Origin of the sequence: Zhongshania sp. R06B22, assembly GCF_040892595.1 — a bacterium.
Taxonomy (GTDB): Bacteria; Pseudomonadota; Gammaproteobacteria; order Pseudomonadales; family Spongiibacteraceae; genus Spongiibacter; species Spongiibacter arctica.
In genome coordinates this window covers 2,293,499-2,309,085 of sequence record NZ_JBFRYB010000001.1, presented here as the reverse complement: position 1 = coordinate 2,309,085, position 15,587 = coordinate 2,293,499, and the positions used below count along the sequence as shown (strand labels likewise).

At 50.6% G+C, this 15,587-nt stretch carries 10 protein-coding genes; 2 read left to right on the top strand and 8 right to left on the bottom strand.

What is annotated here, in order from left to right:
• Nucleotides 1-50: 50 nt before the first annotated feature.
• Nucleotides 51-1,478: a sensor domain-containing diguanylate cyclase gene (locus AB4875_RS10505; RefSeq protein WP_368376014.1), complete on the top strand. Its 1,428-nt coding sequence runs from the start codon at nucleotides 51-53 to the stop codon at nucleotides 1,476-1,478.
• A gap of 95 nt (nucleotides 1,479-1,573) precedes the next feature.
• Here AB4875_RS10505 and AB4875_RS10500 read toward each other — a convergent pair whose 3' ends face one another.
• The 8 genes from AB4875_RS10500 to AB4875_RS10465 form a co-directional block, all read right to left on the bottom strand.
• Entirely contained in the window at nucleotides 1,574-1,867 is a 294-nt protein-coding gene (locus AB4875_RS10500; protein WP_368376013.1) for a Dabb family protein, read from the bottom strand.
• A gap of 107 nt (nucleotides 1,868-1,974) precedes the next feature.
• On the bottom strand, nucleotides 1,975-5,124 hold the full coding sequence (locus AB4875_RS10495; protein WP_368376012.1) for an efflux RND transporter permease subunit: 3,150 nt from the start codon (nucleotides 5,122-5,124) through the stop codon (nucleotides 1,975-1,977).
• On the bottom strand, nucleotides 5,124-6,263 hold the full coding sequence (locus tag AB4875_RS10490; protein WP_368377071.1) for an efflux RND transporter periplasmic adaptor subunit: 1,140 nt from the start codon (nucleotides 6,261-6,263) through the stop codon (nucleotides 5,124-5,126). Before AB4875_RS10490 ends, AB4875_RS10495 begins: the two co-directional genes overlap by 1 nt.
• A gap of 473 nt (nucleotides 6,264-6,736) precedes the next feature.
• Entirely contained in the window at nucleotides 6,737-7,453 is a 717-nt protein-coding gene (locus AB4875_RS10485; protein WP_368376011.1) for a copper resistance protein B, read from the bottom strand.
• On the bottom strand, nucleotides 7,450-9,354 hold the full coding sequence (locus AB4875_RS10480) for a copper resistance system multicopper oxidase (RefSeq protein WP_368376010.1): 1,905 nt from the start codon (nucleotides 9,352-9,354) through the stop codon (nucleotides 7,450-7,452). Before AB4875_RS10480 ends, AB4875_RS10485 begins: the two co-directional genes overlap by 4 nt.
• A 121-nt stretch (nucleotides 9,355-9,475) precedes the next feature.
• Complete coding sequence (locus tag AB4875_RS10475; protein WP_368376009.1) at nucleotides 9,476-9,892, bottom strand: hypothetical protein; 417 nt, start codon at nucleotides 9,890-9,892, stop codon at nucleotides 9,476-9,478.
• Between the two features lie 59 nt (nucleotides 9,893-9,951).
• Nucleotides 9,952-10,359: a Cu(I)-responsive transcriptional regulator gene (cueR, locus tag AB4875_RS10470; protein WP_368376008.1), complete on the bottom strand. Its 408-nt coding sequence runs from the start codon at nucleotides 10,357-10,359 to the stop codon at nucleotides 9,952-9,954.
• Nucleotides 10,360-10,458: 99 nt separating this feature from the next.
• Nucleotides 10,459-12,942 (bottom strand): heavy metal translocating P-type ATPase, encoded by a 2,484-nt coding sequence (locus tag AB4875_RS10465; RefSeq protein WP_368376007.1) that lies wholly within the window; start codon nucleotides 12,940-12,942, stop codon nucleotides 10,459-10,461.
• Nucleotides 12,943-13,293: 351 nt separating this feature from the next.
• Here AB4875_RS10465 and AB4875_RS10460 point away from each other — a divergent pair, with 351 nt between their 5' ends.
• A complete protein-coding gene (locus AB4875_RS10460) occupies nucleotides 13,294-15,555 on the top strand; it encodes a penicillin acylase family protein (protein WP_368376006.1) in 2,262 nt (753 codons plus the stop codon).
• The last annotated feature ends 32 nt before the right edge of the window (nucleotides 15,556-15,587 follow it).

The following is a 15,587-nucleotide window of genomic DNA, read 5'->3' as shown; positions in this document are numbered from 1 at the left end:
AAACCGGCAAGCGGGTTTAGATAGCCGATAAACTCAATTCAGGACAGTGCATGGCTATTGACCTCAGCCCCTTTACCGACAATACCGCACGACTACCATCGATTCCCCGCGTCATGACTAAAATTGTCGAGTTGGCGCGTTCCGGCGATGTCGATATCCAAAGTCTTGCCAAGCTCATTGCCAGTGATCCGGCGCTAACTGCCAAGACTCTGCAATTTGCGAACTCACCGATGTATGCCAACGAACAAAAGATCGAAACCCTGCGCCGCGCCATTGTGCTTTTGGGTTTAGACACCACCGTCAATCTAGCCTTGAGTTTCTCGCTGACGTCATCACTAAAAGAACAAACCCAATCCGGTTTACATTATCCACTACTATGGCGCCGCTCCCTGCTTGCGGCAGCCGCCGCGCGCGAACTGGGTCGATCTCTCAAAGAGCGGGCCTTAGAGGAACTGTTTCTAGCGGGCCTGCTGCAAGACATCGGCATGATAGCTATAGATCGACTCCACCCAGATTTTTATACCGATCTACGCAGTGATCAGGTCTTCCACGAACGGGTGCGTGAATACGAAATTGAACGCATGGGCGGTGATCACGCCGAAGCGGGCGCGTGGCTGAGTAAACATTGGGGACTAGCGGCCAGAACCACCTTAGCCATCGCCACCAGCCATCGGCCGAACACCTTTGCGCAAACTGATGTCGACGGTCAATTTGTGCGCTGTGTGTGTCTATCAGGCATCGCCGCCGACTACCTGATACTTGGTGAGCCTGCGGATGCCCGCAAGCAACTATATTTGAAGGCGCAGCGGGTATTGGGTATTAACCCAAGTAAAGTTGATGACTTAATCACTTTTTTACATGAGCAAATTCCAGAAATGGAAAGTCTCTTCGATGTAAAACTCACGGAAAGCGCCAGTCAGTCTGACTTGCTAGAGCAAGCTAATGAGACTCTGGCAGAATTGAATCTGCAAAACCTCAAGCGCAGTCGCGGCCAAGCTAAAAAAGCACCTAAAATAGACCACGAGAAACGCCACGACCCGGTCACTGGGGTGTTTTCCCGCGAGTTCATGAATGGCTTCCTAGCAGACTCCTTTAACCTAGCTGCCAGAGCAGGGCGGGTCTTGAGTGTTTTACTAATTGAAATTAAAAATATTAAAACACTGCGTAAAGTTCTAGGCGATCAAAGCGATACCTTCCTCGCCGCGCAAGCCAAAGAGATACAAAGCAAGTTGCGGGCAGGGGATATGATTTGTCGCTATAACGACAATACTTTTTTAGTGCTACTTCACGACACCCTCGAAGAAGATGCACAAGTAATAGGTCAGCGTTTGCTGGAAGCCAGCGCCGCCTTAGCCGCGCAGAGTCGCAAAGGCCCCGTGTTTACTGAAACTGCATTGGGTCTTGCCACCCATGGTGATAATGTTGATTTTAATAGCAGCGACGAATGGATAGATGAGGCGAACGGGGCCTTGCACTAAACACTATTGTCATCAGCTAGCGAAGTATTGTTAAAAAAATAAAAAGTCACCCGTAAAGGCAATGCAATGCGCAGTTTCGCCTTGTACGCTCAGTCTCAGACCTTTATTTGAATGGATTGGAATGACTTCAAGATGGGGCCAGTCACCGTCGATAAAAGTGCCTGATGGCTTGGGTGAACAACGTAGGCTTTCAAGTCCGCCTCATTTCGGAACTCAGCGATAAGTGCGTAATTGGCATTGCCCCGATAAATACCAGCGTCCTGTCCAAATGAATAATTGAGCACTTCCGGGATTTCTTTTCCCAACTCCTGAAACGCCGACGTCACTGCGTCAATCTGAGCTTGCGAAACGCCTTCTTGCCAAGTAAGCAATACGATATGCTTTATCATTCAGCTTCAATCCTCAATATGTATGCGCCCATCACCTGTCCAGTGTAGCGCCAGTCTTATTAAATTTATTTTATTATTTCTGAGCAGGTTAAACACAGCTCAAAGTCTTAAATCTTTCTGGATTTAAACCGTAGATCCTCCCGAATCATTACCAGCGCAGGTATTAAAAATAAGATAATGATACTTGCAAACACAATTCCCGTTGCCAAACTTACCGCCATGGGAATTAAGAATTGCGCCTGAGTGCTGGTTTCGAACAGCATGGGTGCTAAACCAAGCGCGGTAGTTGCCGTGGTGAGGAAAATAGCGCGAAATCTGCGACGGGCAGCCTCAACAATCGCTTTGTCGTTATCCCAACCTTCCTCAAGTAGTTTGTTATAACGATCAACCAATACCAATGCGTCGTTAACGACAACACCACTCAGGGCCACGATGCCAAAAAGTGAGATAAAAGAAAGGTTGTAACCAAGTAAAAAGTGTCCAATTAGCGCGCCGCCGGCACCAAACGGTACCCCAGCGAGAATGATTAGTGGCTGGGTATAGCTTTTTAATTGCGATGCCATTAGCGCAAAAATAATGAGCAGGGCCACCAGTGTCAATCTACCCAAGGCCGACAAATCTTTAGACTGTTCACGGCCTTCGCCCGCTTGTCGAATCTGCAAACCAGGAAACTGCTGTTTAAATTCCGGTACAAACTGTTCCAATACCACCGCATTAGCTAGGCTCGGTGTGGTCAGGGCTTCGTCAACCTGAGCCGAGACGGAGACAATACGCAGGCCGTCCACCCGGTTAATGGCAGACAGACTTCTTGATTCTGTCACCTGGGCAACACTGGAGAGCGGCGCCTCGCTGCCGTCGGCAAGGCGAATACGGGCGTCAAATAGATCTGCGGTAGAACTTCGGTTGCTCTCCGGGTAGCGAACCATCACTTTTAACTCTTCCCGGCCACGCTGAATACGTTGCACTTCCTCGCCAAAGAAATTTCTGCGCAGCTGGCGTGCAATGTCGGTCGGTGTCAGTCCTGCAGCTTCGCCAGCAGGGCTTAAATGAATATCAAACTGGCGTTTACCAATGCTATTGGAATCCTGAACTTCGTACACGCCCGCAATGGTTTCGTAGCGCTCACGCAAGCTGCTGACCGCTTGTTCGAGAATGTCGCTGTCTTGATGGGCGAGCTCAAATTCTAAATCAGCCTGACCGCCAAAAAAATCAGCCACATAAGACAGGCGTTCGACGCCGGGAATATCACCAACTTCCGTTCGCCACAAGCGCTCCAGTGCTTTGGCAGAAAGGGTACGTGGTGGCTCAGGACCTAGCTCAATCTGCACCGATGCCAAGTGACTCGCAACCGTCATCGAATTGCCGCCACCGGGGCCACCGGCTGATCTCGACAGTCCGCCAACGGTAACGCTAATAGATTCAAATGCATTGCCGTCCAGGCGTGAATTCACTACATTTGCGGCAGCAACAATTCTGTCAGCCGCGACTTGGGTTGACTCAAAAGGCGTGCCGATGGGAAATTCTAGGGTGGCACGAATGGAGTTTGCTTCCAGTGCAGGAAAGAAGATAAATCGCACTGCACCTGTGGTTAGCAGTAACCCAGCCAACACTAACAGACCGATACCGGCCACCAGTGTCAAATAGCGATGGCGAACCGCTCGAGCGACTGCAGGTGCCAGAATGAAATTTCGGAAACGATCAACTCGCACAGACACCGCGTTTTGCATTTGATCCAGTGGCCAGCGACTCCATTTACCACCGTGGGCAAGGTGGGATGGCAGAATAAGGAAGGCTTCAATCAACGACATCGCCAGTACCAGGATAACCACCACTGGCACCACGCCAAGGATCTGGCCAAAGCTGCCGGTAACAAACAGCAGAGGCGCAAAGGCCGCCATGGTTGTTAAAACACCGACCATAACCGGTCCAAACACGCCGTTAACGCCGTCCATTGCAGCCTGTATACCAGTCTTGCCATGCTCCTGTTCAGATATAATATTCTCGCCAACCACCACCGCATCATCAACAACAATACCCAGCACAATGATCAGTGCGAACAGCGAGATCATATTGATATTGACGTCAAAAACGTCAAAAAACAGAAACGCTCCAAGGAAGGATATCGGCACGCCCATGGCAACCCACAGCGCGAGTCGCAAATCCAACATGACCACCAAGAACAGGAAAACCAGGGCAAAGCCAAGGAGACCGTTTCGCAGCAGCAAACTAATCCTATCCTGCAGAATGTCTGTTTGGTCGTCCCACACAGACAAATCAACACCGGCTGGCGGGGTATAATCTGCCAAAAATGCTTTCACTGTTCCCGCGATCACAAGCACATCTTCGGCTTCGGATTTTTGCACTTTTAACAGCACGCTCTCGCGGCCGTTGAATTGGTTAATCAGGTCGGTGTCAGTGAAGCCGTCGCGCACGGTGGCGACATCGGATACCCGCAGAACACTGCCGTCGGAACCTGCGCGCAATACAATATCTTCAAAGGCCTCACCGGTATTGCGTTTGGTATTAGTGCGAAGTAAGAGGTCGCCGCCCTGGGTCTTAATTTCACCGGATGACAGGTTTATAGACGAGCGCCTGATGGTGTTGGCGACGTCCGTCATTGTCAGATCGTAGCGCCGCAGAGAGTCCTCGCTAATTTCGATTGCTATCTCGTAGTCCTTCGCCCCCAGCAGTGACACCAGGGAGACGCCGGGCAGCGCTAATAATTCTTCCTCAATTATTTCAGCGCCGCGCCGAAGTTCACGCTCGCCCAGCTCCGAGCTCACAACAATGGTTAAAACGTCTGAAAGGGTTTCAGCGCGAACAATTTTAGGCTGCTCTGCATCTTCTGGCGGAAAATCGATCAGTTGCTGCACCGCAGCTTCTGCATCATCGCGCACCTTATCCGCATCGACAAAATCTTTTAGCTCGAGGGTAACCGAGCCGAGATTTTCAGAAGCCCGGGAAATTACTCGATCAACGCCATCAATACCGAAAACTGCTTCTTCGACTCGCCTGGTAATGCCTTCCTCAACCTCGGTTGGCGTTGCGCCGGGGTAGGCAACTGAAATGGTCACGGTGCCGGGGTCGATGGTTGGAAACACCTGCGCGGTCAAAGCCAAGCCGGACAGCAGACCGCCCACCAGCAATATGACCATAAGCAGATTGCCGGCAACGGGGTTCTTAGCAAAATACGCCAACAGCCCACGATAGTTATCGCCAGCGGGAGTAGGGGGAAGCACCTTATTCGGGTCAGTCATCAGTCTGTCTCTGCCAAGCGAACCGGAAGTCCCTCGCGGGCGCCGGGCACGGCGCCAGTAACAATGCCATCGCCATAGTCAAAGGCTTCAACCAGATAATGGCCATTGCTACGCCCCAAAATAGTTGCGTCCATCCCAGTGATAGCACCGTCTTTTACAATCCAGAAAGACTGACCTACCTGAAGCGCGCTTTCCGGAAGCTTAAACGTGTTTTCGATGGCTGGTCCCTTCAATTTCACGGAAACAAAGGTTCCCGGCGTTAAGGGTTCACTATTACTTGCCGTTAAATAAACCTGTGAGAAGCGCGTGCGCGGGTCGCGCTCGGCGGCAACTCTGGCAATACGACCTTCAAAGTTAAGGCCATCGGCGGTGATCATCGCCGCGCGGCCTTCTGCAGGCGCTATTTTTGCGAGTTCTTCAGGTGCCAATGTAATAACAATTTCGACCGCGTCCAGAGCGTAGACTCGACCAAAGGATTGACCGGCACTGAGCATTTGACCTTCGTCGGCAGTGCTTTCAACCACTCGGCCCGAGAAAGGTAGCGAAAATACGCTGCGCTCAAGATTAACTTGCTGAATATCACGACGGGCCATAGCGGCTTGCAACTGCGCTTTTGCCTGAGCTATTTGTGGCGCTTTAGCGACCAGCGGGGGAGTCTCTTTACCCGGACTCAGCATTTGATAATTGGCGATTGCCGCTGATGCTTCCGCTTGGCTCAACTGCAGTGACGCTTGCGCTGATGTGACATCGGCCTGCACCTGAGCGAGCGCTAGAATAAAGTCGCGCTGTTCGAGCGTCACCAATGTTTCGCCTGCGGCAAAGCTACCGCCACTGCGCAAAGCCGGAGAAGTCGCCACAACCCGCCCAGAAACTTGGGGCGTTAATGTGACGTAGCTGCGCACAGCTACAGAACCGGTCGAAGTAACGGCGAGTTGCCCCGGTAAAGCCGAGGGTCGAACGACCGAAACCAAGGGAGCCGGTTTACCCGGCGAAGCGGCAAGCTCTTTCGCTACCGATGCCTCGTCCGGCACACCCGGAGGCCTGGAGTAGATGAACGCCAAGAGCATTAGCACAACAACGCCAGCAACTTGCAGCAGGCCTATGATAGGTTTTTTTCTTACCGTTGGCCCCGGGCCCATTTCCACGTCCTCAAATCTCGTTAATTCAGCGCCTTACGCTTCGCTATGCTAGCGATCATTTATCACAGGCAGTGCTCTTCTATTCCAACTAGCGTTTTGCTAACACAATATTGCTACCGGCGATCAGCCACTTGTGTGGCTTCGCAGCCTGTCATTTATAAATTGCTTAGCAAAAAAGATATCTACGGGAACCTAGACGATGCAGACCAATAGGTTTCTAGAAGCCACTAATTTTCAATTGAGCACACAACAAAGCACTTTGAATAGTCTCGCCAGCCACTCACGGCCAAAATATCAGCCGTTAATGTATCGTGTTAAGGGCAGAATGTCCGCGATGAGAAAAATTAAAGTGGCCCAGGGCTTACCCAAGCGCGACCACTCGAACGCTGACAATTCACAGCCTGTAGTTGCACATAGAAACTAAGTCCTGAGCTCAACGATGTTGAACAAGTATTCGGCAACGTAGTTGGTGCTTAAAACCAAAAGCGTAAACCCGTCACCAAACTCAATTCCTCTGTGTGTTTGCCAGCATTGCGTTTGTAGTCAGCGGTTTTGCCGTTTTCCTTGTGATAGCTCACGCCAATATAAGGCGCGAACTTCCGAGTAAATTCATAGCGCAATCTCAGTCCGGTTTCGATATCCGCCAGACCACTGCCGGTCTCGGTTTGTGGGTCATTGCGACCATAGATATTTGCGCCTAGCTCCGGTGTGAGGATCAGCTTTTGGGTGATTAGTAGCTCATATTCGATATTAATCCGCAATGCGGTTTGGCCGTGTTCACCAATATAAAATGTTAAGGCAGTTTCAAAGAAGTAGGGCGCTAAGCCCTGCAGGCCCAGTGCAAACCAATGTCGGTCCTCGGTATCTGTGAAATCACCCCGCCAACCAGCTTGAACGTCCCAGTATGTTGCTATTCCTTTGCTATACAACACCTCAAGTTCGCTGCGTTGGGGAGCGCCCGCGCTATGGCTATGGTCGCCGCTGGTTTTAATCCATAGCTTTTCAAGGTCTCTACCGAGCCAAGCGTCGATATCCCACCCGATTCCGACACCATGTCCGTCTGCAAGTAATTCAAACTGATTCGCCGCAAACATGCTAACCACGGGATCTGCGTCGGAATGGCTCCATGCCATGGGCGCGAAGGCAGTGAGTATCACAGCAGTGACGCTAGAAATACGAATGATACTCATGACAATGTACCGGTTTCACTGATGCGGACTTCTCGCATCATACCTGGCATGTGGTATAGCAGGTGACAGTGATAGGCCCAGCGACCTAGCGCATCGGCAGTAACCAAGTAACTAATTTTGGAACCCGGCTGGACTAATATCGTGTGCTTTTTAGGAATGTATTGCGGATCACCAGTTTCTAATTCACTCCACACACCGTGGAGATGTATAGGGTGGGTCATCATTGAATCATTCACTAATACAATCCTTAGGCGCTCACCATATTTGAGTTGCAAGGGGCTGGCGTCGGCAAAGGGAATGCCGTTCATGGACCACATATAGCGCTCCATATTGCCAGTTAGATGCAGCTGAATTTCGCGTTCAGGATCACGGCGATCTTCGGTTTCATAAAGATTGCGCAAGTCTCCATAGCGCAGCACCCGCCGACCATAACGTTGTTGGTGCTCACGCAAGCCGATACCCGGATCATCTAGGCCGTTCATTGGCGATTCAGAACGCATATCCACATGTGGGCCAAATTCAGTTTTGTTGTGAGTGATGCCGCGCTGACTTCCCATTCCAGCGGGGCCGGGCTTGTCTTGCATACCCGGATCGTCACTCATAGCCGCCATGTTGTGGCCGCTATGATCCATGCCTTTCATTGAGCCCATATTATGCATGGCGTGCATTCCCGCCATGCCTGTGCCTGTGCCTGTGGACGTGTCCATGCTCATATTCATGTTCATGGCCATACCCATGTCGCGATGGGCGAGCAGGGGAGCGTGATCCATCTTGGGTAGCTCGGCCTGCCATTCTGGGTTAGGGCTGAGATTACCCCGGCAAAACCCGCTGCGATCGATGCTTTGAGCAAATACGCAGTAAGCGCTGTCATCGCTTGGCGTGACAATCACATCATAGGTTTCCGCCACGCCGATACGAAAGTCATCAACACTGACCGCTTGAATATTTTGACCATCTGCCGCCACCACGGTCATCTTTAGACCGGGAATACGGACATCAAAAATGGTCATGGCGGAGGCGTTAATAAACCGTAAACGCACTTTTTCACCACGGTTAAAGAGACCGTTCCAGCCTTGCTCTGGGGTACTGCCGTTCATTAAGTAGGTGTAGGTGTGGCCAGTCACGTCGGCGATATCGGACTGATGCATGCGCATTTGATTCCACATACCGCGTTCTGCCCAGCTGCGTGCCACGCCTTTTTCTTTGATGTCCCGCCACAGATCACCTACCGTGCGCTGCCGAAAATTATAGTAATCACCGCGTTGTTTAAGGGTGGTGTAAATGTCCTCTGCTTGTTGGTCTGACCAGTCAGACAGTTGCACCACATAGTCGCGATCTGCGCTGACCGGATCGGGGTTCGCAGGCTCAATCACTATTGCCCCATAAACGCCGGTCTGTTCCTGAAAACCTGAATGACTGTGGTACCAATACGTGCCGTTTTGCTGCACTTTAAAGGCGTAATCAAAATATTCACCGGGCTTGATACCTGCGAAACTCATCCCCGGTACGCCGTCCATGCCGGTGGGTAAAATCATGCCGTGCCAATGTATAGAGCTGTCGTGATGCAGGTGATTGTGTACCCGCAGGGAAATATCTTCGCCTTCTTTCCAGTGCAAAATAGGTCCCGGGAGACTGCCATTCACGGTTGTTGCCAGACGCTCATGGCCAGTGAAATTTACGGTTTGATAGCCAATATTTAATTCAAAGTGATTCCCCGTGAGGACATCGGGAGACTTCATTACCGGCATGTTTGCAGCGCCAAAACTGTTGGCGAAACTTAAAGGCGCGCCACTAAGGCCGATAAGCGCACCAGCACTGGTGGCACCTTGCACAAAACGTCGACGTGATATGCCGGTGTTACCGGCCGCATCGTTTAAACCGGCGGGTGATGGGATTTTCATAATGGTGTCCTGATCAAATTCTCTATCGGTATCCGACTCGTGTATTGCTAAGCTTAAGGGACAGAGCCGGAATCTTGAATAACGACGTCACAACGACCTGATCAATTGAGGTATTACAACCTTAAGCGAGCGGCAATAAGCCAAATGACCGGCGCAAAAAACCTAGCTTTGCGTAAATCGGTGGACGAAATAAGGCAAAAACTGCTGCGGTGCTTGTACTAGGCTGCAAGTCATTGCGCGCTCTCTGGGGGCTATTGCTACTGCGGTCATAATTCTCCGGGGGTATGGCTGCTGCATGACAATGCCCGGTGGCCCAATCGCACTGCGCGGCGCGATGTTCGCTGTTATCGGCCGGGCTTATCTCAGCGGTCTGAGCCCCGGCATCCGGAATCTCTGAAGTCTGCCAACGATCCATACTTGTTGAGGCCGCCACAGGGTGTTTATGCTGCGGGGCCGACAACTGCGAGAACAGCGATGGCGTACCGCTGCTTATAGCGATGGGATTAATGGCAGCGACGGCGAGCTTACTGAAAAACATCAGCAAAACCCAGTATCTTATTTTCTTGCTCACACTAATCGTAATGTTCATCGCGACAATTAATGGCCTTTACAGTTGGAGTCTTTTTCCAAACCAGACAAAATAGGGCAGTCAGCGCGGCTATCGCCGTGACAATTTGATGCGAGATCCGCCAATAAATTTCGCATTGTACTCAGTTCACTTATTTTGCTATCCAGCTCTTCAATATGTTCCATTGCTAGTGCTTTAACGTCGGAACTAGCGCGATCCCGGTCAAGCCACAGCGATAGCAGCTGCTGGATTTGCGCGAGTGAAAACCCTAGGGACCGGGCACTTTTTATAAAACTTAGGTTATGCACATCGCTTGCAGAATACAGTCGGTATCCTGCCGATGTGCGCGCTGCTTCCTTAATTAGGCCCAATGATTCGTAATGCCGAATCATTTTAACTGAGATGCCGCTGGCCTTTGCCGCCTCACCGATGTTCATTTTCTCTCCAGTTTTTCTGTCTTTCTTTCTAGTTGCCTTGTTTTTTGTGCCGGCATTAGTCTACCTCGCCTAGCCCTCCAATGTTCTATACGTCCTAGCCTATGCTTTGGGCTTCCAACGTTTTAACAATAGAGCATTGCTGATGACGCTGACACTGCTAAACGCCATTGCGGCGCCGGCGACTACCGGACTTAGCAAACCACTCGCGGCTAAGGGGATACCCAATAAGTTATAGATGAAGGCCCAAAACAAATTTTGGCGTATTTTTTGATAACTGCGTCTAGAAATATCAATCGCATCGGCAATTAAATCAGGATCACCGCGCATAAGGGTAATACCTGCTGTATGCATAGCCACGTCGGTGCCAGTAGCCATGGCAATACCAACATCAGCCGCCGCGAGGGCAGGGGCATCATTAATACCGTCGCCCACCATGGCGACAATATTATTTTCGCTGCGTAATTTGCGAATTTCTTCTGCCTTACCGTCTGGGAGCACATTGGCAATGTAATCTTGCAGGCCCAATTTTGCTGCAACGGCGCGCGCGCTGCCGGCATTGTCGCCGGTAATCATCACGGTTTTTATACCCTTATTTTGGAGGCGCTCGATGGCAGATTTGGCCGACGGTTTTATCTCATCCCCAAATGCCAGCAGGCCAATCAAGCTCAGAGCATCCCCTGTCTCTGCTAGCCAAGAAATAGTATTGCCGTCATTTTCTAGATCTTGTGCTTGCTGCTCTAAAGACGCTAGGGAAACCCCCGATTCTCGCATTAGACGGGTATTCCCCAGTAATAAGAGCCTTCCTTGGACTGTTGCAGATACACCGCGTCCGGCCAAGGTTTTTAGCTCGCTAGCCTCTATTACCGAGATTTGCCGGTCTTTTGCTTGATTTAGTACCGCTTGGGCCAAGGGATGATCACTACCTTGCTGCACGGACGCGGCCATGGCGAGTAAGTGATTGCTGTCATTATCGCAGGCAATATACTCGAGCAAACTTGGTTTACCCACAGTCAGGGTGCCGGTTTTATCAAACACCACAGTGGTGATGTTATGAGCAATCTCGAGGGCTTGAGCGTCTTTGATTAAGATGCCGTGGCGAGCTGCCACACCAGTTCCGGTCATAATGGCGGCGGGTGTGGCAAGCCCAAGCGCGCAGGGACAGGCAATAACAAGTACCGCCACCGCATTAATAATTGCACCCTGTAAATCACCGTTATGCAGGTACCAGCCCACCACAGTGGCTATGGCAATCGCTATCACCACGGGTACAAATACCATACTGACTTTATCGACTAGACGTTGCACCGGCGCCTTGGCGGCTTGCGCACTTTCAACCAAGCGAATGATACGAGCCAGCGTGGTTTCTGTTCCCACGGCAGTGGTTTTTATTAATAGTAGGGCGTCGGTGTTGATGACGCCGCCGACAACGGTATCGCCGACAGACTTGTATGTCGGCATACTTTCCCCGGTAATCATCGATTCATCTAAATGACCACTCCCTTCAATGATGCTGCCATCCACGGGAATACGCTCTCCCGGTTTCACCACCACAATATCGCCCGCACGGATGGCTTCGATGGCGACATCACTATCTTTATTGTTCGTCCTAACCCTTGCCACTGCTGGCCGCAAAGCCTGTAATGCCTGAATGGCAGCGGTGGTTTGATGCTTGGCCCGACGCTCAAGCCATTTACCCAGAAGCACTAGGGTAATCACCACGGCTGAGGCTTCAAAATAGTAGTGACCCATCGCCTGCTGGGTTTCTTGACTCAAATATTGCGAGAATAACTCAAAGACGCTCAAGCCATAACTAGCGCTGGTACCCATTGCGACGAGTAAATCCATATTGCCGGTGCGGGCCTTTAGAGCGAACCACGCCGCGCGATAAAAGCGCGCGCCCAACCAAAATTGTATGGGTGTGGCGAGCATGAATTGCAGCCAGGGCGGTGGCATAAGATCTAATCCAAACACCGAAAAGATCATTCCCAGGAGCATGGGCGCCGACAGCGCTACAGCAATCATTAAATGTCGACTTTCTTTACTTGTCTTGGTTTTGGTCTTGGCTTCGCCTTGCGACGAGTGCAGCGAAGCATCTATATCAGTCTGATTTGCACCCGCTGCGCTGGCAGAGTATCCAGCGTCTTTAATTGCAGCGATAAGCTGTGAGACCTTAAGGTAGTTTTTGATCGCACTTATATGCGCTGATTCAGTGGCTAAATTGACACTCACGGCGCGGACCCCGCTAAGTTTATTCAGCGCTTTTTCGATACGCCCGACACACGAAGCACAGCTCATACCACTGATATTTAATTGAAACGCCTCCTCTGCTACAGAGTAGCCAGAGTTATCAATGGCAGCGCAGACCGTATTTATTGCTACATCATCAGATAACTCGATATGCACAGAATCTGTGGCCAAATTTACTTGCACCGAATTTACACCGCTTAAACCACTTAGTAATTTTTCAATTCGGCCCGCGCATGAGGCGCACGTCATGCCCTCAATAGGCAGCTCATAACGTGTTGTCGATGTATTTTCACTTAGCACTGGCTTTTTATTGATTACGGGCTTGTCACTGGTCATGGTCTTTTGCTCCATAAACGCGTAAAGATTCTATGCTCGATAAAGTAATGCCTCCAACAGTAGGAGGGTCAAGCGTCAATGGATATGTAACAAATACTGTTTTACGACGCCAATCGATGACGATCCGAGTGCACATTAAGCTCAGGACCCTAATAAAAAAACAGCCGTTATTTGCAAGTAAATAGTGCAAAAGAGCGCGCAAGGGTGCGCCAGAATTGTGCAATTATTTAAATAATAATCTAGCCAGCAAGCATATTAGGCAATACGTCACATTTAGAGGACACCTTGCTTTACCGAATAAAGTGCTCTGCTAAAGTAAAGCGCCATCGTATTTAAATACTAGGATTGTTAATGCCCCGCCTTACAGACCTGCCCGGAATAATAAGCCTGCTAGGCCGAGTAACCATTGGCCATATTTTCACCCCGCGTCTTAAATACACCGTCAGGCAGCGGATTGATGCGCTCCCCCTAAATAAGGCACCACTGACTGACGCGATTAAAATTCATTGGAACAAGTATTTAATTCCCTTTATTGAAGCTAAAAACGAACGGGATCTCGCGGTCGGACTTGGGGTGACTCACGCACATCTACGTCTGGGACAAATCGAATTTCTCAAGTATGTGAGTCAAGGTCGGGTGTCGGAATTGCTTGGGCCAATTGCCAACAATATTGATCATACTCTGCGGGTTCTCGACCTAGGAAGAACCAGCAAGGAGAGTTACGAGGCCATGCCTGAAAGCACCCAGCAATGGATGCAAGGCTACACCGACGGCATAAATTATGTGGTCGATAATCTTGTTGCTCACAAAGCGCTGTGGCCAGAGGAGTTCCAAATCCTCAATGTGCAGCCGACTCCCTGGACTGTCTATGACCTACTAACACTTGCACGTTTAAATTGCGCCGATTTTACCTGGGGTATGTGGCCGAAACTTCTGCCCTTGCGCAAGCGCAAGGACTGGTCAGCACTGTGGCAACATTTGATGAACTTCGGTGGCGGACCGCCACTACCGCCAGGCGACGTTATCAATAATGCTCAAGCTTTGGAATGGCTAAGCGGTCTATTTGGCAAGCCCGGCGGTTCAAATGCCCTTGCTATTCACCGCGATAAATCCGCGAGTGGCAGTGCCATGCTTAGCGGTGACCCGCATTTGCCAATGGTGCTACCCAGCTTTTGGATGTTGGGGGGACTACATTGCCCAACGTTGAAAACCGTGGGTTATATGTTGCCCGGCCTACCAGCAGTGATGGTTGGTCGTGGCAATCATATTGCATGGGGGGGAACTTCCATGCACGCCGCGTCTAGTGATTTATTCGACGTGTCTGAGCAGCCACAAAATAGCTTTATAAGCCGTAAAGAACGTATTACAACCCGATGGGGTCTAGATAGGGAAGTTCTATTAAGAGACTCGGACTACGGACCCCTGATAACTGACGCGCCGATGTTCGGCGATTCTAAGTCTAGTCCTACAGCTGATAAATATGCATTCCGTTGGGTGGGCCACCAAGTGAGCGGCGAGATCTCGGCAATGCTCAATGCAGCGCGTTCTAATAATTTCTCTGAGTTCCAAATAGCATTAAAAGAGTTTGCCGTTGCTGGTCAGAACATGGTTTATGCTGATAAAGACGGAAATATCGGCCAAGTTATGGCGGCAAGACTGCCGAAGCGCCCCAGTGAAAGACCGAATGACGTAGTACTTGCGGTTGACGACCACCGGCACTGGGATGACATGCTCGATAGCAGCAGGCTGCCGACGCGCTACAATCCGGAGGAAGGTTTTGTAGCCTCGGCCAATAATAAGCCCGAAGTGGGTGCAGATGTCTTGGTGAGTTGCTTCTTTTCCCCTGACGACAGAGTCGAGCGCCTTAAAGCTGAGCTTAGCGCCGCAGAGCGCATCGACAAACAGCTACTAACCGCTCTAATGACAGATGTTAAAAGCGACACCGGAATTGAGCTGAGAAACGCGATGCTGGCACTTGCAGGCAATGACAACAGTGCAGCGTATCAATGTTTGGCTGTCTGGGACGGCCAATACACCACCGATAGCGCAGGTGCACTGGCGTTTGAATTCTTACTTTATTATTTTGCACTGGCCCTGCATGGCAAAGCCGATATGGAGGTAATGACGGTTAGCTGGGATCCGCGCAGCTTACTGTTTGCTGATATTGCCCACTGTCCGCCGTCAGAGCTTAGACGCGCGATTGATGCCGCGCTTCCAAAATGTGAGGTAGCATTGGCAAAGTATCAAACCTGGGGCGCAATACATCGCCTAAGGATGAGTCATCCAATGGCGGCACTACCGATTTTAGGCAAGCGTTGGCGCTTTGGTGAATCTGCTGTGGCAGGCGCCAATGAAACCTTAATGAAATCTGCCCACGGTTTTGCAAGGGGCAAACATTATGTTGGCATGAGTTCGACAGCCCGATACTTCTTTGATCTTGGCCATGTCGATTCGAACTGGTTCACTATGCTTGGCGGGCAGGACGGCTGCCCAGGCTCAGCAGCGTACACTGATCAAATCGAACTTTGGAACCGTAAGGAGATGCTGCAAATACCCCTAGACTTGGCGACAGTAGTAGATACCTACGAGCACTGTGTGGTAATTAGACCCTAGCAATACTAGAAAACGTATTTATTCTAAGAACG

Coding starts and splice junctions, on each gene's coding strand:
- AB4875_RS10485 (WP_368376011.1), bottom strand. CDS start 7,453: ATGAGTATCATTCGTATTTCTAGCGTCACTGCTGTGATACTCACTGCC.
- AB4875_RS10500 (WP_368376013.1), bottom strand. CDS start 1,867: ATGATAAAGCATATCGTATTGCTTACTTGGCAAGAAGGCGTTTCGCAA.
- AB4875_RS10505 (WP_368376014.1), top strand. CDS start 51: ATGGCTATTGACCTCAGCCCCTTTACCGACAATACCGCACGACTACCA.
- AB4875_RS10495 (WP_368376012.1), bottom strand. CDS start 5,124: ATGACTGACCCGAATAAGGTGCTTCCCCCTACTCCCGCTGGCGATAAC.
- AB4875_RS10480 (WP_368376010.1), bottom strand. CDS start 9,354: ATGAAAATCCCATCACCCGCCGGTTTAAACGATGCGGCCGGTAACACC.
- cueR (WP_368376008.1), bottom strand. CDS start 10,359: ATGAACATCGGTGAGGCGGCAAAGGCCAGCGGCATCTCAGTTAAAATG.
- AB4875_RS10475 (WP_368376009.1), bottom strand. CDS start 9,892: ATGTTTTTCAGTAAGCTCGCCGTCGCTGCCATTAATCCCATCGCTATA.
- AB4875_RS10490 (WP_368377071.1), bottom strand. CDS start 6,263: ATGGGCCCGGGGCCAACGGTAAGAAAAAAACCTATCATAGGCCTGCTG.
- AB4875_RS10460 (WP_368376006.1), top strand. CDS start 13,294: ATGCCCCGCCTTACAGACCTGCCCGGAATAATAAGCCTGCTAGGCCGA.
- AB4875_RS10465 (WP_368376007.1), bottom strand. CDS start 12,942: ATGACCAGTGACAAGCCCGTAATCAATAAAAAGCCAGTGCTAAGTGAA.